Annotated in this window: 18 protein-coding genes and 1 pseudogene; 13 read left to right on the top strand and 6 right to left on the bottom strand. The window is 61.3% G+C overall.

Features of this window, described 5'->3' with window-relative positions; genetic code table 11:
* Window positions 1-3 precede the first annotated feature (3 nt).
* Together ACE10Z_RS04920 and ACE10Z_RS04915 are read right to left on the bottom strand one after the other, a co-directional pair.
* Entirely contained in the window at window positions 4-948 is a 945-nt protein-coding gene (locus ACE10Z_RS04920; protein WP_375786926.1) for a trypsin-like serine peptidase, read from the bottom strand.
* Between the two features lie 10 nt (window positions 949-958).
* Window positions 959-2,290, bottom strand: coding sequence for a metallophosphoesterase family protein (locus ACE10Z_RS04915; protein WP_375786925.1), 1,332 nt, complete (start codon window positions 2,288-2,290; stop codon window positions 959-961).
* 246 nt (window positions 2,291-2,536) lie between these two features.
* Here ACE10Z_RS04915 and ACE10Z_RS04910 point away from each other — a divergent pair, with 246 nt between their 5' ends.
* The 6 genes from ACE10Z_RS04910 (at window position 2,537) to ACE10Z_RS04885 (ending at window position 8,918) form a co-directional block, all read left to right on the top strand.
* Entirely contained in the window at window positions 2,537-4,639 is a 2,103-nt protein-coding gene (locus ACE10Z_RS04910) for a DNA/RNA non-specific endonuclease (protein ID WP_375786924.1), read from the top strand.
* Window positions 4,640-5,134: 495 nt separating this feature from the next.
* A complete protein-coding gene (locus ACE10Z_RS04905; RefSeq protein ID WP_375786923.1) occupies window positions 5,135-5,896 on the top strand; it encodes an alpha/beta fold hydrolase in 762 nt (253 codons plus the stop codon).
* Window positions 5,868-6,575 carry a LuxR C-terminal-related transcriptional regulator gene (locus ACE10Z_RS04900; RefSeq protein ID WP_375786922.1) on the top strand — a complete coding sequence of 236 codons (708 nt, stop codon included), beginning with the start codon at window positions 5,868-5,870 and terminating at the stop codon, window positions 6,573-6,575. Before ACE10Z_RS04905 ends, ACE10Z_RS04900 begins: the two co-directional genes overlap by 29 nt.
* Window positions 6,576-6,742: 167 nt before the next feature.
* On the top strand, window positions 6,743-7,369 hold the full coding sequence (locus ACE10Z_RS04895; protein WP_375786921.1) for an acyl-homoserine-lactone synthase: 627 nt from the start codon (window positions 6,743-6,745) through the stop codon (window positions 7,367-7,369).
* Complete coding sequence (locus ACE10Z_RS04890; protein ID WP_315755851.1) at window positions 7,366-7,560, top strand: hypothetical protein; 195 nt, start codon at window positions 7,366-7,368, stop codon at window positions 7,558-7,560. The genes ACE10Z_RS04895 and ACE10Z_RS04890 overlap by 4 nt, the downstream gene beginning before the upstream one ends.
* Complete coding sequence (locus ACE10Z_RS04885) at window positions 7,557-8,918, top strand: diaminobutyrate--2-oxoglutarate transaminase (RefSeq protein ID WP_375786920.1); 1,362 nt, start codon at window positions 7,557-7,559, stop codon at window positions 8,916-8,918. The genes ACE10Z_RS04890 and ACE10Z_RS04885 overlap by 4 nt, the downstream gene beginning before the upstream one ends.
* A gap of 98 nt (window positions 8,919-9,016) precedes the next feature.
* Here ACE10Z_RS04885 and ACE10Z_RS04880 read toward each other — a convergent pair.
* A pseudogene (locus ACE10Z_RS04880) lies at window positions 9,017-9,391 on the bottom strand (methyl-accepting chemotaxis protein); the annotation flags it as partial.
* Window positions 9,392-9,406: 15 nt separating this feature from the next.
* Between ACE10Z_RS04880 and ACE10Z_RS04875 the strand changes: the two are divergent.
* Window positions 9,407-9,643 (top strand): TIR domain-containing protein, encoded by a 237-nt coding sequence (locus tag ACE10Z_RS04875; protein ID WP_375790108.1) that lies wholly within the window; start codon window positions 9,407-9,409, stop codon window positions 9,641-9,643.
* 186 nt (window positions 9,644-9,829) lie between these two features.
* Complete coding sequence (locus ACE10Z_RS04870; protein WP_375786919.1) at window positions 9,830-10,129, top strand: hypothetical protein; 300 nt, start codon at window positions 9,830-9,832, stop codon at window positions 10,127-10,129.
* Between the two features lie 155 nt (window positions 10,130-10,284).
* Here ACE10Z_RS04870 and ACE10Z_RS04865 read toward each other — a convergent pair whose 3' ends face one another.
* The 3 genes from ACE10Z_RS04865 to ACE10Z_RS04855 are packed head-to-tail and all read right to left on the bottom strand — an operon-like array spanning window position 10,285 to window position 11,742.
* On the bottom strand, window positions 10,285-10,929 hold the full coding sequence (locus ACE10Z_RS04865; protein WP_375786918.1) for an ImmA/IrrE family metallo-endopeptidase: 645 nt from the start codon (window positions 10,927-10,929) through the stop codon (window positions 10,285-10,287).
* A 4-nt stretch (window positions 10,930-10,933) separates the two neighbouring features.
* The gene (locus tag ACE10Z_RS04860; protein WP_375786917.1) at window positions 10,934-11,353 is read right to left on the bottom strand and encodes a hypothetical protein; all 420 of its coding nucleotides are present in this window, start codon (window positions 11,351-11,353) and stop codon (window positions 10,934-10,936) included.
* Window positions 11,353-11,742 carry a hypothetical protein gene (locus ACE10Z_RS04855; RefSeq protein WP_375786916.1) on the bottom strand — a complete coding sequence of 130 codons (390 nt, stop codon included), beginning with the start codon at window positions 11,740-11,742 and terminating at the stop codon, window positions 11,353-11,355. The genes ACE10Z_RS04860 and ACE10Z_RS04855 overlap by 1 nt, the downstream gene beginning before the upstream one ends.
* Before the next feature lie 421 nt (window positions 11,743-12,163).
* Between ACE10Z_RS04855 and ACE10Z_RS04850 the strand changes: the two genes are divergently transcribed.
* The 5 genes from ACE10Z_RS04850 to ACE10Z_RS04830 all read left to right on the top strand — a co-directional run bounded on the left by ACE10Z_RS04850 (window position 12,164) and on the right by ACE10Z_RS04830 (window position 18,676).
* Entirely contained in the window at window positions 12,164-12,553 is a 390-nt protein-coding gene (locus ACE10Z_RS04850; RefSeq protein ID WP_315755845.1) for a TIR domain-containing protein, read from the top strand.
* Window positions 12,550-13,551 (top strand): caspase domain-containing protein, encoded by a 1,002-nt coding sequence (locus ACE10Z_RS04845; RefSeq protein ID WP_375786915.1) that lies wholly within the window; start codon window positions 12,550-12,552, stop codon window positions 13,549-13,551. Before ACE10Z_RS04850 ends, ACE10Z_RS04845 begins: the two co-directional genes overlap by 4 nt.
* A 70-nt stretch (window positions 13,552-13,621) precedes the next feature.
* Window positions 13,622-14,110 carry a toll/interleukin-1 receptor domain-containing protein gene (locus ACE10Z_RS04840; protein ID WP_375786914.1) on the top strand — a complete coding sequence of 163 codons (489 nt, stop codon included), beginning with the start codon at window positions 13,622-13,624 and terminating at the stop codon, window positions 14,108-14,110.
* Window positions 14,111-14,168: 58 nt separating this feature from the next.
* The gene (locus ACE10Z_RS04835) at window positions 14,169-17,168 is read left to right on the top strand and encodes a DEAD/DEAH box helicase (protein WP_375786913.1); all 3,000 of its coding nucleotides are present in this window, start codon (window positions 14,169-14,171) and stop codon (window positions 17,166-17,168) included.
* Between the two features lie 596 nt (window positions 17,169-17,764).
* Window positions 17,765-18,676 (top strand): hypothetical protein, encoded by a 912-nt coding sequence (locus tag ACE10Z_RS04830; RefSeq protein WP_375786912.1) that lies wholly within the window; start codon window positions 17,765-17,767, stop codon window positions 18,674-18,676.
* The last annotated feature ends 4 nt before the right edge of the window (window positions 18,677-18,680 follow it).

Genomic DNA, 18,680 nt, shown 5'->3' with positions numbered 1-18,680 from the left:
GGTTCAGTTGAGCAGTCTTGCGAGTTCGTCGGTGGCGACGGCCTCGTTCCTGTACATGAAGTATCCCGAACGGTGGATCGCAGCGACGGTGGCGTCGCCGATCAGAAAGACCGGCGAACCCGAATTTCCCTGTGTGGTGGAGCAGTCGTGGAACAGATTCGGTGTCGCCGATCCATCCAGGACCTCGCCGAGCGCGGCTCGCCTGACCCCGAACTTTCCGTCGAACACCTGCCCCATGAAGAGCGGATTATTGTCTTCGTCCCTTCCGGGATATCCGATGGTGACGACGCGATCTCCCGCCGAGGGCTGCGTCCGGCTGAACGGCAATGCTGCGCGCCCGGCCACGGGGGCGCGTAGCAGGACGACGTCGAGCGTCGGGTGGATCGCCTTTACGGTGTCGATCGGAACCTTGTCGGATCCGGAATTCGCCCGGTTGTATTCATACTTGAACACAATGTGACAGGTGTCGGGCCGCAGCGCCTCCGCCCCGGTCGTGAGAACCGACAGGACGTGTCGATTGGTGGCGATCAGATCGTCTCCGGCGACGAACCCGGTGCCCACGTGTCTTCCCTTGGAATCCTCGATACGCCCGATGGATCCGATGTGAGGACGAACCATCGTCTGAAATGCGCTCCAGGCTTTCGTCAGATCCTCGGGACGCAGGTCGCGGTTCTTCGTCTCCGGCAGATCGCCCAGTATGCCGTCCTCGGTGAACACGACGGGACGCATCAAACGCACGACGATTTCGAGGGCCGCAAGCTGGGCCGGCGTCGGGATGTCTCCTGCAAGGAGCGTGTCCATCGCCATTTGGGCTTCCGCTTCGCTGTTCGGAATGTCCTTCGCGCCGATGATCGACCTTACCTTGTCGACCGCGTCCATCGGCGTGTTGTGCCCGAGCGCGCGCCTAGCACGGTCGAGGAGAAAGGCGTGTCGTTGGTCGAGAGCCATAAGCGCCTCCCTACAGTACTTTTTCGTAGATGACCTTGCCGGTTGCCGACTTCACTTGTTCCTTGAGGTGCGGGCCGTCCAGCGTCAGAACCGCATATCCGTGAGGGGAGAATTTTTCCTCTTCGCCCTTGATGAACTCGTTCCGCCCCTCCAGCACCATGGCCGGCGGAAGCGGATTGCCTTCGACGGTCACTGCGGGACATTGCCGCCAATCCGCCTCCTGAAAGGCGGGATCCGCCGAGCGCGGCAGGCCGATCGTAGCGGCCCGTCCCTGCGGCATGCCGCTGTTTCCGATGCAGCGCCCCATAATTCCAAAATTGGAATCCTTTCCGGCGTAGACCGTGCAGCGGTGCTCATGTCCCCAATACCAGGCGAATATGCGCTTGCTGCGCAGGATGGCTCCGAATCCCGGATGCGACCACAACTTGGCGCCCTGCTCGGACTCGATGCTCGAATAGAGCTGGTGGTGCGAAAACAGGACGACCTTTCTGTCTCCGGCATCATGTAGAATGCCCTGGAGCCAATCGACCTGCGCGTCGTCGATGGCGTGATCGATGTAGGCGACGTCGAGCCCCACCAACGTCCAGTTCGCATTCTGGTAGGCGAAGTAGCTGCCGTCCTGACCGAAGGCCGGCAACGTGCTTCCGAAGTACGCGTCGCCCCCCGAATACATTTCGTGATTCGAATTGAGCGCGCGGCTTACCGCCTCCTTCCTGCCCGGCCATACCCGCAGGAAACGCTCGTTCACCTCCCTTTCGGTGCCGGAATAGTAGACGTCGCCGAGGTGGAGGATCATGGCGAACGGATCGGGATCCGTCCTGACGGAATCGGCGATTTTCGGCGCTCCGTACAGGCCGGTGCCCCAATCGCCCAGCACGGCGATGCGCGCCACGTCGGCCAACGGGACGGCCTTGCGCGACTGCGGCCGGATCATCGTGTGCGGCTTGAGATGCTTGAGCTTCTCCCAGGCGACGGAGGCCCACCCGAACCAATCGTCGGTGTCGAACATCGCTTCCCTGCCTCCGCTTGGCAGGGGGCCGAACTTGAGGTTGGCGGCCTCTCCGGAGGCTATCAGGCTCTGTAGGCGCGCAGCTCGCGCGTCGTGCGGAGTGGTGAGAACCTTCGCTCCCACGCTCGCTTCCGCCTTTCGGATCTGCTCCAGCACGTTTCCGATGCCGGCCATGATCGCAGCCTTCTCGACGGGCGGCGTACGATCGTCGCGTCCGGCCGCTTCGTTGAGGTTTCCCAAGGCCTCGGTGGTCCCGAGCGCCTTTGCGACCTGCTCGAAGGTCACCACGACGGGCTCATCGATGCCCGGATGATCGGTCGGTTGCGTCGCCATAGGGTCTCCGTGTCATTTCGCCGCGCGGCCGCAAGCGCTCGGCCACCCTGGCCATTGAGCCAGAATAGCGCGCCATGCGCACCCTCGGCATTACCCTAGCCCCTGGGTCCACGGACGTTCCGCCCCAGCGAAATCCGTACGGTCCGACGCCCCGGGAATCTCCCAGCTTGTCTGTCGTATCAGTGTCTTCGCAGTATCGGAACATCGGCGGTCGATATCCTTCACGGCTGCGACGGAGTTCAGCGCATGGAAGTGGATAGGTCGCGTTTCCAGGACATCGTTGAAAAATCGAAGGATGACCGGGATAAGGTCAGAGCCCTCGTCAACGACAAGCGATGGCGCGAGGCAGAGCCGGATCGAGCCCGAATGGCCGTCTACATGGCGCGCGCCGCACGTCAGAGGCTGCCGACCGGGGCAGAAGCGATCATCGGGTCGGACGACCTTCAGGCATCGTGGTTCCTACCCGCCGGCGCGACCGCACGCCGGGCCGTCGGATTCGTGGAGACCACGAATGCCGGAAGCTGGACGGCCGGCAGCGGATTTTTGGTCAGCGAGGACCTATTTCTCACGAACCAGCACGTCATCGGCGACGAAACCGTTGCCGTTGCCGCGCAGGTTACGTTCGACCGCGAGATGGGCGAGGACGGAAGTCTGCGCCCAGTGACGACCTACAGGCTCGACCCGGCTCGCTTCGCCATCTTCTCCAAACAGGAGGAATTCGACTACGCGTTGATCGCGCTGGGCGCGAGGACCTCCGGAGCCGCCGGTCCGACCGAGCTCGGCTGTTGCGTCATGTCCGACCGCCCCGACAGACATGTCATCGGCATGAACGTAAACATCATTCAGCATCCCAACGGGCTGCCCAAGATGATCGCGGTCCGCGACAACGTTCTGCAATATCGCACCGATCGCACGCTGCTGTACGAGACGGACACGGATCATGGATCCTCCGGATCTCCCGTCTTCAACGACTCCTGGGAACTGGTCGCTCTGCACCATTTCGGAGAGCCGTTTCTCGAACGCGAGGACGAACAGAAACGCCCCATTCCGACCAACGTCAACGAAGGCGTGCGCATCAGCGCGATCTACCAAGACCTTTCCGCTCGCTTGCCGTCGCTGCCGGATTCCCAGCGGACGCTGCTGCAGAAGGCGCTCGACCTTTCGAAAAGCATTTCCATCGGCACGGGCGGAAAACGGCTCTCGCCGCCCAGGCCCTCGCACGACGCTCAGGAAAGCCTCACTCTGGGACAGGACGGACCGACCATGACCGACGATACCGGTAGCACCGAGGTGAAGTTGATCTTGCCTCTCGAGATCACCGTCCGCATCGGCGCCCCGAACGGCGGCACGCCGGTTCGGGCGCCCGCCCCTTCGCCAAAGGCGCTGACTCGCGGGGCGGAGAAGATCGCGGTAGACCAGGACTATTCGAACCGCGACGGTTACGACCCCAACTTCGTGCACGGAGTCAGCTTCCCGCTGCCCGAGCCGTCGGCGAAGCTTGCGCGCCAGGTCGCGCCGCTCAGGGCCGGCGAGGCGAACGCCGAACAGGGCGAACTGAAGTACGAACATTTCAGCATCAAGATGAACAAGTCCAAGAGGATCGCGATCTTCACGGCGACGAATATCGACGGCAAGCGATTCCTCGACATCGACAGAACGACCGGAGAGGTCAAGGACGGAGCGGAAGGCGAGACCTGGTACAAGGACCCGCGGGTTAGTGCGAGCTTCTTCCTGGACCAGACCTTCTACTCGGCATGGTCGAACCTCTTCGACCGCGGCCATCTCACCCGTCGCACGGATCCCGACTGGGGCACGAAGGAGCAGGCGGAACGTGCCAATGCCGACACGTACCATTTCACCAACTGCTCCCCGCAGCACTTCCGCTTCAACGAGAGCACCAAGTTCTGGCAGGGCGCAGAGCAGTACGTGCTTGAAAACGGAGCGATCGCGGAAGATACGCTCAACCGGATCTGCGTCTTTCAGGGACCGATATTCGACGACAAGATCGATCTCTGGTCCGACGACGTTCAGATCCCCTCATCCTTCTTCAAGATCATCGCATGGAAGGGAAAGACCGGCGTGAAGTCGGTCGGCCTGGTCGTCGATCAGCTACAGCTTCTCTCGGAACAGCGCGAACACGGCATCAAGCCGCCGGCGGGGCCGGCTTTCGTGAGCGTCTCGCAGTGGCGCGTGGCCATTCCGGAAATCGAACGGCGTACGGGGCTGGATTTCGGCAACGCCATACGCGACGCCGACACCATCGAAAGCAAGAACCAGCCCGTGGTCGGCGAAGCGAAAACGGCGGTCCTGATCCGGAAGGAGAGCGACCTCCTGCCATCGTTCCTCTGACCTTTCGGCGTCCACGAGCGAGAGCCCGCGGGGCGCCGACGGCCGGCTAACCGATGGTCGCCGGCGACCGGACTGCGATCCGGCCGGCGAGCTACGGACGTATCGCAGCCGCGAAGCCGGCCTTGGCTGGCCGGTAGTTAGGCATCGGCTGTCGCATCGCGCGGCCGCCGAAAAGCGAAGGACGCCGAGGACGGCCGACGGACGCGAGAAGGCGTCCGGTTGCGCTTGACCGGGCCGCGCGGATATGTACGATCCGGTAAAATCAATCTGCAGTTGTTGCAGAAGACAAATTTCAAAAACTTGAAGCTCGGTGCGTTTCGGCGCATCGGTGAATATTGGGAAGCGCCTATTTAAAACCGGCTGTCATTTTAATGCGGGCAGGACAAGGGGATGTTGCGTACCTGCTATATTCGAGGCCTCCGGCTCCGCGTTTACGAGAGAAGGGCGGGCCCTGTCGGCGTCCTTCTGATCCACGGAAATTCTTCGTGCAAGGAGGTGTTCTCGGCACAAGCCAAGGCGCTGGCTAGTTCCGGTCTGAGCGTCGTCATTCCCGATCTGCCGGGACATGGCGGCTCCGACGATTCGCTTTCACCGTGGACCACCTACAGTTTTCCCGGCTATGCGGACTCGCTGCGGACGCTGATGAACACTCTCGGCTACCGCTCGTTCCACATCGTCGGGTGGTCCCTTGGCGGACACATCGGAATCGAGATGTGGGCCCGGTATCCGGCGGTGAGATCGCTGATCGTTTGCGGTACGCCGCCGATACGGCTCGACGCCGAAGGCGTCGGCGAAGGCTTCAATTGGACGTCGACGACCGCTCTGGCCGGGCGCAAGCGTTTCGGCAGCGAAGAGACTCGGCGGTATGTCTCCGCGATGATGGGGAGACCGCTCCCGCTCCATCATCACCTGTCGCGCATGGCCGCGCGCACCGACGGCAACGCCCGACTCTGGATGGTGAAGAACGGTCTGGCCGGTCGCGGCGTGGACGAGGCCGCGGCGGTCTCCGAGATCGGCAGGCCCATAGCCGTCATACAGGGGTCCTCCGACCCGTTCATCCGGCCCGACTACCTGAGGCGGCTGCGCTTCGCGAACATATGGACCGGAGCACCAATTTTTATCGATGCCGGTCACGCCGCTCATTGGGAGGTTCCGTCGGCCTTCAATTCCTTGATGATGAAATTTCTGAAGCATGCAAGCGCAGCGGACCGCTGCAGGTGGGGGCACCATGGTCGCGATGGTCGAGGAATTCATTGACAGCACACAGGACGTCACGTCGGCCGCGAAGCTCAAACGGCTCTTTCTGACCGCGGTCGAAGACGAAGGCTATGAAAACGCCGTCTTTGCCAGAGTGAGAAACCGACGGCTGAGCTCGATACCCTGGAGCGAGTTCCCGGCTGGCTACCTCGATGCCTACCAGGCCGGCGAATGGGACAAGATCGATCCCGTGGTCCAGCGAATCCAGTCGGCACGCAGGCCTTTCGCCTGGTCGGATGCTGGCGGCGAAGCGGGATTTTCGCGACAGCAGAGAACGTTCTTCGAGCAGTGCCGGGAGCTCGGGGTCCATTCCGGCATCACGATTCCGATTCACGGAATCGGTAGCGAGGTCGACCTCATCAGCCTCAGCCTGCGGGAAAAATGCCCGTCTCCGACGCAAAGGATGACCCACGTCTACATGCTGGCGGTCCAATACTGGCTGAAATACTGCGAACTGGCGGACGGGAGGGAGCTCCGATCGTTGCCGTTGACCTGCCAGGAGCTGGAATGCCTGCGATGGTGCAAGGAAGGCAAGACGAATTGGGAGATCGGTGAGATCCTTTCGATTTCAGAGAAGACCGTAGAATTTCATCTCGCGAACGCGATGCGCAAGCTCGGCGCAAACAACAGGATCACGGCGGTCATCATGGGGATCAAGCAGGGCCTGATCCCACTGTGATCCCGGCGATCGCCGAGCCACCGACGTGCCCCGGAAATTCGCACGCGCACGGCGCGAATTGGCTCGCGACATTTTTACCGAAGTATGGCGTCCGCCCCGGGGTTTCCCCGAGTACCCGAATGCCCCGCGCTCTGCTCCGATGAGGAGAACAGTTTTCGGGGCGGTCCATGATCGAGGCGTTCTCCATCGCTGACGCGCACCACTTCCAGGATGCGCTCGCTTCTCAGGCGAGGTTACGATACCGCTGCTTCGTCCTGAGGCGCGGACTGGAGCACAGCTCCTACGACGGCTTGGAATTTGACGAGTTCGACACGCCGGCGGCGACCTACCTGGTGTGGCGGGACGACGAGAAGGTCGTGCGGGGCGTCGCACGTCTGTTGAGGACGACCTTTCCGTACATGCTGGCATCATACTGGCCGCATCTGGTCGACGGACATTCCCTCCCCCGTTCGGCACGAATCTTCGAAGTGACCAGGGTCTGCGTCGACAAGTCGGTGCCTCCGCTGTCGCGTCAAAGGATCTTCCCCGAACTGCTGTGCGCGATCCAGGAATTCCTGGTCGATCACGACGCGACCGGAATGATCGGCGTGACGCGCGAGCATCTCCTTTCTCATTTCATCCGGACGGGAATTCACTGGCTCGGCCCGCCGCAGGAAATCGAGAGCGAGATCGAACGAGCCTTCTTTGTACCCACGGACTTCGTGCGGCCCGTCTATCATTGCGCCAAGCTGGAGATCGGCCGTCGCGTACTCATCGCCTCGCCGGAACCTTCCGAAGGAAGGCGCGCCGCATGAGCGACGAGAAGGGGAATTCGACCGACGCCACGACCGTGGCCAACATGGCGGACGCGGCGGAGTATCTCAGCCGGGTCACCGCCGATGCCGGCTTCGAAGCGATCTCGCGAGATCTCAGAGCCGTGCGCGACAAGCTTCAGAAGATTGCGATGACGCGGAGAGGAGCCCGCAACGGGAGGATGAACGCTTGAACTTAGCTTTCGACACAGGGCCGACCTTGGCGCCGGACGCACGCAGGCGGCACGAGACGCTTTTCGCTCAGCACGAATCGGAAGTCCGTTATTACTGCAGGAGGCTGCCGCGCCTTCTGAGCTCAGCGCGAGGCTCCGTAATCACGGACAGTGAAGGTGCCACGTTCGTCGATTTCCTCTCAGCGTGCGGTTCGCTGAACTACGGACACAACCATCCGGTTCTCAAACAAGCCGCGATCGACTACCTGCTCGAGGACGGTATCGCCGCCGGCCTCGATTTTCATACGGAAGCCAAACTTGCCTTCATCGAAGCCTTCGAGAACCGGATTCTCTCGCCGCGCGGGCTGCGCTATCGCATGCAGTTTCCCGGCCCGACCGGCGCCAGTTGCGTCGAGGCCGCCCTGAAGCTCGCCCGCAAGGCGACCGGCCGTTCCAATGTGGTGGCGTTCACCAACGCGTTCCACGGCGTTTCGACCGGCGCACTCGCAGTTACAGGTTCGGCCACCGCACGAAAATCCGCGCAAGGAACCCTGGGTCATGTGACGCGAATTCCCTACGACGGTTACCTCGGATCCAACGCCAGCGACATCGCGCGGTTCGAGGCCATGGCCGCCGATCCGTCCGGCGGAATCGACCCCGTGGCGGCCGTCATCGTTGAATGCGTCCAGGGTGAAGGCGGGTTGAACGTCGCGTCGGACGGATGGCTGCAGGCGGTCGCCGGCATGACACGTCGTCTGGGAGCCCTCCTGATCGTCGACGACATCCAGGCGGGTTGCGGACGGACAGGAACGTTCTTCAGCTTCGAACGGAGCGGCATCGTTCCGGACCTCGTTTGCCTGGCGAAGTCGATCGGCGGCTACGGTCTGCCGATGTCGTTGCTCCTCATCGCTCCGGAGCGAGACGTCTGGTTGCCCGGGGAGCACAACGGAACCTTTCGCGGGAATTCACTCGCCTTCGTTACGGCATGCGCCGCGATCGGTCTTTGGGACGATGCATTTTCGGAAGGCATCCAGGAAAGATCGGAGACGCTCCGTCGCTGGTGCGCTGACCGCGAGTCCGAACTTGCGGACCTCGCGTTCCGAAAGGGGACCGGTTTGATGCAGGGGCTGGAATTCTCGAGACCTTCGCAGGCCTCCATCGCCGCGGATCGTGCGGCCGCGGCCGGCATCATCATAGAGTGCTGCGGACCACGGGACGAAGTCCTGAAGATCATGCCTCCACTCAATATCGAAATGCCACTATTCGTCGCGACATTAGACAAATTGGCGGCGATCGTCAGGTCCGTCGCGAGCGAAGATAAGGCCTCTAGCCCCTGGATACGCGCGGGAAAGCGTGGTGCCCGGGTTTCGGGGTCTTGAGGGTCACGGAGCGATCTCCAAATACCACGCATGCGCTCGACCCGCGCGAATTAGCTGCGCCGCGCTCCAACTCGAGCAGGCCGGATCACGATCGCACCTCAACCCAACGCCGAGGTCGCCTTCTGCATGTTCGAAGCTATCTCGCTCGTCACGGCACTCTGTTCCTCGACCGCCGCCGCCGTGCTGCCGACGAACTCGTTTACCTGTCGAATGGCGAGGTCAATCGAACTGAGTGCCGCGATTACGTCTGAAGGTATCACGTTGAGAGCTTCGATCTCGGTCACGATCTTGTCGGTCGCCTGCTTTGCTTGGCTGGCGAGACCTTTGACCTCGGTTGCGACTACGGCAAATCCCTTGCCGGCCTCACCAGCTCGCGCCGCCTCGATCGTCGCGTTGAGCGCAAGTAGGTTGATCTGTCCCGTTATGCCCTCGATGAGCCCGACGATCCCACTCATGCGCTCCGCCGAGGCGCTTGATCCAGAAAGTACCTGACGGACGGGGACCCAGAGCATGAACGGACACTGACGGCCCAGGCCCGCCCCAATGTCCTGTTCGAGGCCGGGATGGCCTTCGGAAAAATACCTAAGAACACGATTCTGGTGCAGTTCCTCCGAAGTACGCCCTTTCAGCGACGTCGCGGGACGTCACATTCTTCGCTTCAGGGGGAGCGCCGGCGACAGGAACGAACTCGCCACGCGCCTGGAAACCCGCAGGCTGTGCGGTAAAACGCGACGGAAAAGATTGGCTGAGCGCCGGACGGTTCGACCGTATCTGCACCGATCCCGCTCTGGCAATCAAGCCCCGACGACGATTGAAGTAGTCCTCCGCTCGCAACGCAAAAAGCGGGTTCGATTTGCAATGCCCCCGAATACCATCGTAGCTTTTCGCCATGGAAGCGATAATCTCGCGACATGCCACACCGCATTCAACAGAACACTATCGACAGCCTGATTGAAGCGCTCGCTGATGTCGAACATCAGCGCTGGTCGCATTGGCAACTCTACATGCACGGTAAATGCGAACGCAAACCCGATGGATCACTTAGCATCCCGGCGGACCTGGCGGAACGTTGGCAGCGACAGATCGAGACCCCGTATTCGGCGCTGAGCGAAGCCGAAAAGGAGAGCGATCGCGAACAGGTTCGTCGCTACTTGCCCATGATACTCGAAGCGTTGGAAATCACCGCGGACACACCGCTCGGCAAAGGATGAAGCCGTCTCCCACGGGGACGCTACTTGCGGACCCGCGTGTCTAGCCGTAGGTATCGATCATCCTGGGATCGAGAACTCTCAGCAAAGTGAGGGCCTCGCCTTCGGAAGTCCGTATGCTCTGCACCCGAACGTCAAATTGTTCGATGTGCCGGCGGTCAGTAGCTCGCGGATTCCTTCCTTGAGAGACCTATCTTGTTGGATCCTGCGAGAGACACCGTAGCGCTCGAGCGGAGATCGATGTCGGCGCGAACCTTCAGTGTGCCCACGCCGATGCTTGGCCACTGCCAGCGTTTCCCTGCGAGGTCCTGCGAAATCAGAATCAAGGGCTGCCGCGTCATGCGCATGATCCGGATGGCCGTCGCGGTGAGGCTCGCCGAGAACTGCTGGGACAGCGTGAGGATCCCCTCCAGAGAGATGTCACCCAACGGACCGAGTCTCGGTTCAATCATGAAGGGCGGCAGGATCAGGTCGCCGGAGTAGGCATCCGCCTGGCGTTCCGCGTTTTTCGAGTTCGGGTCGGTCGGCTTGCCGATATCGTCCGACCTGCAGACGAAGGATTGACCGCGGTGGTGGTGCCAATGTCCTAGCTCGTGACCTGTGCTGAACTTCCGCCGGGGATTCTTCACGCGTTCGTCGACATAGATGATCGCGCGGTCGCGAAACCCGATGATCTGCGCCTCGCAGCCGATGAGGCGCCGGTACTGCACCTCCGCTCCGACGCAAAGAGCTATAGCCGGAAGGTCGATGTCCCGAGGATCGCTGACACCCAGCTCGACCAGCAATTCTTCCGCGGGACGCAACGGATCAATCCTTCAGGTCGCCGTTTTCGTCGATGACGCCAAGTCTAAGGCAGGCCGCGAGAAAGCTGTCCAAGTCTTCTTCCGAGGCAATTCTCTGATTCCGGGCCGCAACGGTCATTTCGCCCGTCGCCGCCATCCTTTCCTTTACCGCGGTGAATACGCTCTGCTTCCGCGAAGCCTCCAGATTCAAAACATTACTGCTTGGAGAGTTCGACGAGAGGACGGCCCTCGCCATATCGAATCTTCTGCGGCCCTTCGTCGCGTCCAAAACCCTCAGCGAAGCTTCGAAATCGACGAGCAGCTCTTTAGGTTTGAAACCCATTTGCGAAAGATATTCATCGAGGGCACCGCCTTCCAGGCCGCTCATCTCATCTGAAATTTCGTTCAGGAGCTGCATGCGGAGCGAACCTCGATCGATGCTCATCATATCTTTCCCTCGTTGAACAGGCGAGCCACCATCTTTCTCTTCCGCTTCTGTACGGTCTCGTACTTGGTCACGTCCCAGCCCAGTTCACGCAGAATATCGGCGCGCTCCGCGCCATCCTCCTGAAACATCAACAACGTCTGAACGTCGGGGTCGTGCCCGCACAACTGGTACAGTTGCGCCAGCAAGATTGCGTCCTCCGGGGATGAGGACCGATCCGGGGCAGCCTCGATCGGATCCGGCACTCCCTCCACGGCGACTGCCCGATCGCCTTCCACGCGGCGGACCATGTCGGTATGCCGACGCTCGTTCGAGGCGATGCTCCGAATAGCGCCGCGGAGGAACGAACACGTCTCCGCCGGTCCGGCGACGGCCTTGTCGGACGCCATCCATCGCTCGTAGGCACCATGGAGCAAATCCTCGAATTCGTACGATGTACCTCTCGCGCGGAGCCGGGCGTCGGCTACCAGCACCTTCCGGTGATCGTCGGTCAGGGCTCGCAATGCATCTGCCCTGGCCGCCTGCGCCCCTAAACGCTCCACCCGCAATCTCCATGCACTTATGTTAGCTCACTCAACCGGCGCAGTCGGAAAAAAATCTATCGTCCGGTCCGACGAGGCGACGGTCGTGAGCTTATTCCTTTGAAGGTCCACCCAAGGTCCGCATCCGTAGGCTGCGGCCGGGCCGCCTTGGAACGCCGGCAGATGAACGCCGGCGATCCAATTGCGCTACTCGGAACATCCCTAGGTGCCCCTAACACCAGCAACAGATACCGCGAATCCCGCGTTTCGGGGCGCATAGGGAGCCAAAATGGCCAAAACGAAGGTTTTCATCAGTTTCGACTACGACCACGACGAGACCCTCAAGGATTTCCTGGTCGGCCAGGCCAAGCTCGAGGACAGCCCCTTCGAGCTTGCCGACTGGTCGATCAAGGAGGCGATCAGCGAGGACTGGAAGAAGAAGGCTCGCACCCGGATCAAGGGAGTGGATACCGTCGCCGTGATCTGCGGCAAGCACACCGACAAGGCCACCGGCGTGTCGGCCGAAGTCAAGATCGCCCAGGAGGAAAAGGTCCCCTACTTCCTGCTGCAGGGCTACAAGGACGGCGGCTGCAAGAAGCCGACGGCGGCAAAAGCCGGCGACAAGATGTACGAGTGGACCTGGAAGAACCTCAAGGCGCTGATCGGGGGCGGCCGATGAAGACGGCCGGCCGCGCGCTGGTCATAGGCATCGACCACTATGCGCGGTCGCCATTGACCGGCTGCGTAAACGACGCGCTGGCGGTCGGGCGGCTGCTCGAAACGCATGCCAACGGGGATCCTAACTTCGCCGTGGTGACCCTTACCAGCGACAGCGAGGTCGTTTCCACCGAGCGCATGTACGAGGCAGTCACCCAGCTCTTCAGGGGTGACGCCGACACGGTCGTGCTGTACTTCGCCGGGCACGGCCTCATCAACGAGGATACGAACGCCGGCTTCCTTGTCAGCCAGAACGCGGCAAAGGGTGCATGGGGCATGGCGCTCGGCGACATCCTCAATTTGGCCAATAAAGCCTACCCCCACGTGAAGTCGACCGTGATCATCCTCGATAGCTGCCATTCCGGCTTCGCCGGCGAAGTCCCTCAGTTGGGATCGCAGGGCCAGATTTCCGTGATCGGTACGGGCGTCACGATCCTGACGGCATGCCACCGCGAGGGCGAGGCGGACGAAGACGGCCAGCACGGACTTTTCACCGGCCTTCTGCTCGAAGGTCTGACCGGCAGCGCCGCGGACATCCGCGGCTATGTGACGCCAGCCGCGCTCTATTCGTTGATCGATCAGACGCTGGGCGAGTGGGAACAGCGGCCAATCTACAAGGCCAACGTGCAGACCTTCGTCACGCTGCGTCAGGTGCCGGCGAAGATTCCGCCCGATGTCTTGCGGCGCTTGCCCCAGTATTTTCCGGCCGCGAACTACATCTTTCCGCTCGACCCATCCTACGAACCGGACCGGGAAAACGTCCCGGAACACCTCCGCGACGCGCCGTCGAACGCCAAACACGAAGCCATCTTCAGGGAGCTGCAGATGTGCAACCGGCAGGGTCTCGTTGCTCCTGTCGACGCCGATCACATGTATTACGCCGCCATTAACTCGAAGGCGTGCCGGCTTACCGCGCTCGGAGCGCATTATCGCAAGCTCGCGATTTTGAAGCGGATTTGAGACTCGAAGGCCCAGCCAGCGATGGCACCGTCGACCATGAATATCGACCAAACAGGAGAAGCAGCCCGCCATGAACGGAATCAAGATATTCCTGTCGCACAAGAATGAAGACTCGGAAGTCGCCGGCGCCATCGCCTTCCGGCTGCAGCAGCACCATCAAATCCCCGTCTACCTGGACGTCATCGATCGGAACCTGGACAAGACCGGCCCCGACCTTGCCGACTACATTCGCGGCGAGATGGAGAAATGCACGCAGTTGCTGGCGGTGATTTCGGCCAAGACGCGCGAGTCCCAATGGGTTCCTTGGGAAATCGGCGTCGCGACGGAAAAGGAACGACCGCTGGCCTCGTTCATAAACCCGCCGGCGGCGATACCGGAGTTCCTGCGTAAATGGCCCTATCTGCAGAGCCAGCAGGACGTTGACCGGTATGCCATGGTCTCAAAAAGCACGCGCCTTCTTCAGGAGAATACGCTGCGAAAATCGACGGCCTCCGTTGCTCAGAGAACAGCGTTTCGCGAATTCTATACTACCCTGAAGGCACAACTGGGTCAGCGATAAGCCGACCAGGCGCCGCCGGTCTCTCCCCATGACGAACGGCGCGCAATCGAGGACATCTATGGCATTCAAGGCAGTCTTCATCGGCATAAACAAGCACGTCGACCCGGCGTTCTCGGAGTTGGTCGGGGCAAGGAGAGACGCGACCGCGCTATGGGCTCTTTTCTCCGACACGATCGACGGCCTGTCGGCGCATCGTCTGCTGGACGACCGTGCGACGCATGAGGCGACATCCGCTGCGATACTGGGGACGCTCGCAGCGGCCGCGGAGGACGATGTGGTCCTCATCAGCTTCGCCGGCCACGGAACGCCGGATGGAAGACTGGCCTTCTTCGACACGAACTCCGCGGATCTTCCGGGCACCGCCCTTTCCATGACCGTGCTCGCCGAGGCCTTCAGATACACGAAGGCCCGCATCGTGCTGCTGATTCTGGATTGCTGCTTCAGCGGACAGGCGCCGGCGCGCGTCCTGGAGACAGCCGCCCTGTCCCGCAGCACCGTTCCGTACACGGATATCTCCGGCGAGGGCCGGATACTGCTCGCCGCCTGCGCGACTCACGAGGCGGCATGGGAGCAACCGGGAAGCGGCCATGGCCTGCTCACCTACGCCGTGATCCAAGCCATGAGCCAGGCATCCGATGGCCAGGTGAGCTTCCCCGAGGTCGCGGGCGAAATCATAAGGCTGGCGCGCGTCGAAGGGGACAGGATCGGGGTTACGCAGACACCGGTCTTTCTCGGCTCCGTCGAAGGCGGACTGACATTTCCCCCACTCCGACGCGGAGAGAACTTCGACGCCGCCTTTCCATCCGCACCCGTACGGACCGTATCGTCGTTCGCGGATTTGGCGGCGAGCGGCTTCCCGGACGACGTGATCGAACGGTGGACGGCCCAATTCCCAGGGGGCCTGAACGCGCTCCAGAAGAAAGCGATCAACGAAAACGGCGTTCTGGCCGGAAAGTCGCTGTTGGTGGTCGCACCGACCAGCTCCGGCAAGACGATGATCGGCGAGGTGGCCGCCATCCAAGCCGTTACCGCGGGCAAGAAGGCGGTCTTTCTCCTGCCGTACCGTGCGCTGGTCAACGAGAAGTTCGAGGAGTTCAGCGGGCGGTACGCACCCACGGGGCTTCGCGTCGTCCGGTGCAGCGGCGATGCCTCCGACGGCATCGCTCCTACGCTTGCGGGACGATACGACCTCGCCTTCTTCACCTACGAGACCTTCCTCAATATGGCCCTCGGGTCGCCTCGCCTGCTTCAACAACTCGGTCTCGTCGTTCTGGACGAGGGGCAGTTCATTACCGATCCCAACCGCGGCATCACGGTCGAACTGATCCTTGCACTCCTGCTCAGAGCACGACGACGCGGCATCGAACCGCAGCTCATCATCCTGTCCGCCGTGATCGGAAAGCTGAATGGATTCGACGCCTGGCTCGACCTGCCTGTATTGACGTCGCGCGAGCGTCCCGTGCCGCTGACCGAAGGGGTCCTGGACCGGAATGGAACATTCCAGTTTGTCGATGTGAGCGGTGCCACAAGGACCGAAGCCATGTTGCCGGCGCATGAAATTGTTCAACGCCGGAAAGAGCCGAGCTCACAGGACGTCATCGTGCCTTTGGCGCGCAAGCTCGTGGCTCAGTGCGAGAAGCTCATCATATTCCGCAACGTGAGAGGTCCCGCCCAGGGTTGCGCGAGATATCTCTCGAAAGAGCTCGGGTTTGGGCCCGCCACCGACGTGATCGAAGCGTTACCAACTCAGGATCTTACCGCCGCCTCCCGGGACCTACGGGATTGCCTGCTCGGCGGCACCGCTTTTCATAATACCAATCTATTGCGCGGCGAGCGCGAGGCGGTCGAAAGGGCCTATCGTGATCCTCAGGGGAGCATCAAGGTCCTGGCGGCAACTACGACGCTGGCCGCGGGCATAAATACTCCCGCATCGACCGTAATCCTCGCCGAGAACGAGTTCGTTGGCGAGGACGGAAGGCCCTTCACCGTCGCGGAATACAAGAACATGGCCGGCCGGGCGGGCCGCCTCGGCTTCAACGAAACCGGCAAGGCCATCATCCTCGCCGATACAGCATACGAAAGAGCCAATCTATTCCAAAAGTACGTGCTGGGGACGCCGGAGGATGTGACCTCATCGTTCAAGCAGGAAGAGCTTCCCACCTGGACGCTGCGGCTTCTCAGCCAGGTGCGCGGCGTACCGGCGGCCGACGTACCCACCCTCCTGGTGAACACTTTCGGCGGGTATTCCGCATCGCGGGCGGATCCGGGCTGGATAAATAGGGTGGAGGTCGAGATCGCGAGCCTGCTCGAGAGACTTCTCGCCGCCGGACTCGCTGAGCAGGACGGGGAGCTCGTACGCCTCACCCTCCTCGGCCGTGCCTGCGGCGCGTCGTCGCTGTCCTTCGAGTCCGGATTGAGACTGATCGAAATGATGAAGTCGATCGATACAGCCGCAACCGAACCGGTGCGGATGCTCGCAATCGTCCAGGTACTTGCCGAGATGGATGCGGTCTATACGCCCGTCATGCGGAAGGGCCGGACAGAAAGCGTACGAATATCACAGGCAGCGCAGCGGTACGGAAATGAAATCGCGCACGTACTGCAGCGATATTGCGGCGACGAAATCGAGTTCTGGCGCCGGTGCAAACGCGCCGCCATCCTCCACGATTGGATTGACGGCGAGTCCGTCGATATCATCGAGAAGCGGTACTCGACCACATTCATCGCTGGCGCCGTCGGCTATGGCGACGTCGCCCGGATCGCCGACAGCACGCGGTTCCACCTGAGATCGGCCCATCAGATCGTATCGGCCCTGTTTCCCAATCAGCCCGACTTTCTAGCCGGCCTCGACGAAGTGCTCCGCCGCCTGGAATTCGGTCTGCCGGCAAACGCGCTTAGTTTGATCGATCTTCGGGTGCCACTAGCGAGAGGTCAGTATCTCGCGCTGGCGGAGGCCGGTTGCGCGTCGAGCGACGACGTCCGTTCGCTCTCCGACGATCGCCTGATCGAATGTATCGGCGGATATGCTGCCGCGTTGCTCAGACGCCGTGACGTCTAGAACGCTGTAGGCAGGCGACCGCTATGAATGCTTCGAATTGACGCTGAGATCATCGACCAGTTTGCTTGGTATAACAAGCGTTAGGACGCCTCCCAGAACGATTACGCCCGCCGCGGCCAGAATCCCGTAATCGGTACTGTTCGTCGCCTGCTTGACAGAGATGCAGCATCCCGGGTAGCGGGATCGGCGGCGCTCCGTTCGACCTTTCGGATATCGAACTTTTCAAAGGGATATTGGTGCGGTTTCGCCATAGCGCGCGACGCGCATTTCCACGACTCCTCCTCGAAGGCGCCGAGGTGACATTTTGAATCACGCGACAGAGCTAATATCGAAAGCTAACCACGCGGGCTCAAACAGGCCGCTTCGCGGAGGTACCTAGGACTTTTCCTAGTTACCGCGCTTGCAGCTACCCTTCACACTCCATTTCGTTTCCGGCGGACTCCTTCTGTGCGGTCGACTCCTCGCGCAATGCCGTCACTTTGCGCTTTCCAGTCGTACTACCGTCGGCGGTATCGATTCCGACGCAACAGATATGTGCCGGCAGCGGTCGCAGATGGCGGGTTTGCGCAGCGCGTTAGAAATGGAACGGGCCTTCGGTGTCGAACGTTTTGGATAGTTCCAGCGGGGTTGCAAGAAAGACCGGTGTTCGTTGCCATGCAGCCGTGCTGCCGCGCTTCTATGCGATGATCGCGGCGATAGCTGCGAGTTTGGGCGCCTGTTCGGTCATACCAGATCTGCCGGACGAGTTCGAAATGCCCGTGCAAGGTATCCTGCACAACGCCGTGTGCGAATTGCATTGGGCTTTCGAGGACCTTTCCGATCCAAACCGATTCCCGAATTTCAAAGCGGATCAATGGGCGGCCGCGATATCGTTGTCGCCGAAGGTTGATGTCGAACTTTCCGCGCGCCTTGGGTTGACGGGAAAGAGTACGACTGATCCCAAGATTCTCAGGTATGTGACGTGGACTCTTGGGACGTCGCCAGGCCTTGAATACGACGTTAAGGGCCACAGAGACGGATCGGCATCCTTTTCGCTGCATTCGTCCCAATTGCTGTTTCGTAACGGCTTCAATCTCCCAAATTGCGATCGCCCGGGTCCCGATGCCTTCGAGTCCCGACAATTTCTCGGCGTGCAGCGGTGGCTTGAGAGGTTGATACCCCAGCAAGGGACCGGCCTGGATCTCCTGACGAACCCCGACAAGCCGGTTTTCAACTCGCAAATCATCATCAAGTACGACGGAGGCTACGGGGGGCCGACTTGGTTCATTCCGAACGGCACGACGGTGAGTGCTACGTTCTTCGGGTCCCGAATTCGCGACGAGACCCTGTCGATCGCATTCACGCCCGACCCGAAGAAGATTCACGTAAACACGCTGCCGACGGGAGCTCCGATCGTCAAACCAAAAGTGCAGCCCGAACCGTCGAAGGTATCGCCCGGAGCTCAGTTACGGCTCGATCGGATCCAGCAGGATGAGATCCTGCGCAACCTCCGTATACAGGGACAGTGACGAG

This window comes from Bradyrhizobium sp. Pha-3 (genome assembly GCF_042258615.1).
In the GTDB taxonomy this organism is placed as follows: domain Bacteria; phylum Pseudomonadota; class Alphaproteobacteria; order Rhizobiales; family Xanthobacteraceae; genus Bradyrhizobium.
Note: the sequence above shows the minus strand (reverse complement) of the source record. Positions and strands in the feature narration are given on the sequence as shown.

What these genes read in the sequence shown, in the direction of transcription:
- ACE10Z_RS04920 (WP_375786926.1), bottom strand. Translation starts at nt 948, where the DNA reads ATGGCTCTCGACCAACGACACGCCTTTCTCCTCGACCGTGCTAGGCGC.
- ACE10Z_RS04915 (WP_375786925.1), bottom strand. Translation starts at nt 2,290, where the DNA reads ATGGCGACGCAACCGACCGATCATCCGGGCATCGATGAGCCCGTCGTG.
- ACE10Z_RS04910 (WP_375786924.1), top strand. Translation starts at nt 2,537, where the DNA reads ATGGAAGTGGATAGGTCGCGTTTCCAGGACATCGTTGAAAAATCGAAG.
- ACE10Z_RS04900 (WP_375786922.1), top strand. Translation starts at nt 5,868, where the DNA reads ATGGTCGCGATGGTCGAGGAATTCATTGACAGCACACAGGACGTCACG.
- ACE10Z_RS04895 (WP_375786921.1), top strand. Translation starts at nt 6,743, where the DNA reads ATGATCGAGGCGTTCTCCATCGCTGACGCGCACCACTTCCAGGATGCG.
- ACE10Z_RS04890 (WP_315755851.1), top strand. Translation starts at nt 7,366, where the DNA reads ATGAGCGACGAGAAGGGGAATTCGACCGACGCCACGACCGTGGCCAAC.
- ACE10Z_RS04870 (WP_375786919.1), top strand. Translation starts at nt 9,830, where the DNA reads ATGCCACACCGCATTCAACAGAACACTATCGACAGCCTGATTGAAGCG.
- ACE10Z_RS04860 (WP_375786917.1), bottom strand. Translation starts at nt 11,353, where the DNA reads ATGAGCATCGATCGAGGTTCGCTCCGCATGCAGCTCCTGAACGAAATT.
- ACE10Z_RS04855 (WP_375786916.1), bottom strand. Translation starts at nt 11,742, where the DNA reads ATGGCGTCCGACAAGGCCGTCGCCGGACCGGCGGAGACGTGTTCGTTC.
- ACE10Z_RS04850 (WP_315755845.1), top strand. Translation starts at nt 12,164, where the DNA reads ATGGCCAAAACGAAGGTTTTCATCAGTTTCGACTACGACCACGACGAG.
- ACE10Z_RS04845 (WP_375786915.1), top strand. Translation starts at nt 12,550, where the DNA reads ATGAAGACGGCCGGCCGCGCGCTGGTCATAGGCATCGACCACTATGCG.
- ACE10Z_RS04840 (WP_375786914.1), top strand. Translation starts at nt 13,622, where the DNA reads ATGAACGGAATCAAGATATTCCTGTCGCACAAGAATGAAGACTCGGAA.
- ACE10Z_RS04835 (WP_375786913.1), top strand. Translation starts at nt 14,169, where the DNA reads ATGGCATTCAAGGCAGTCTTCATCGGCATAAACAAGCACGTCGACCCG.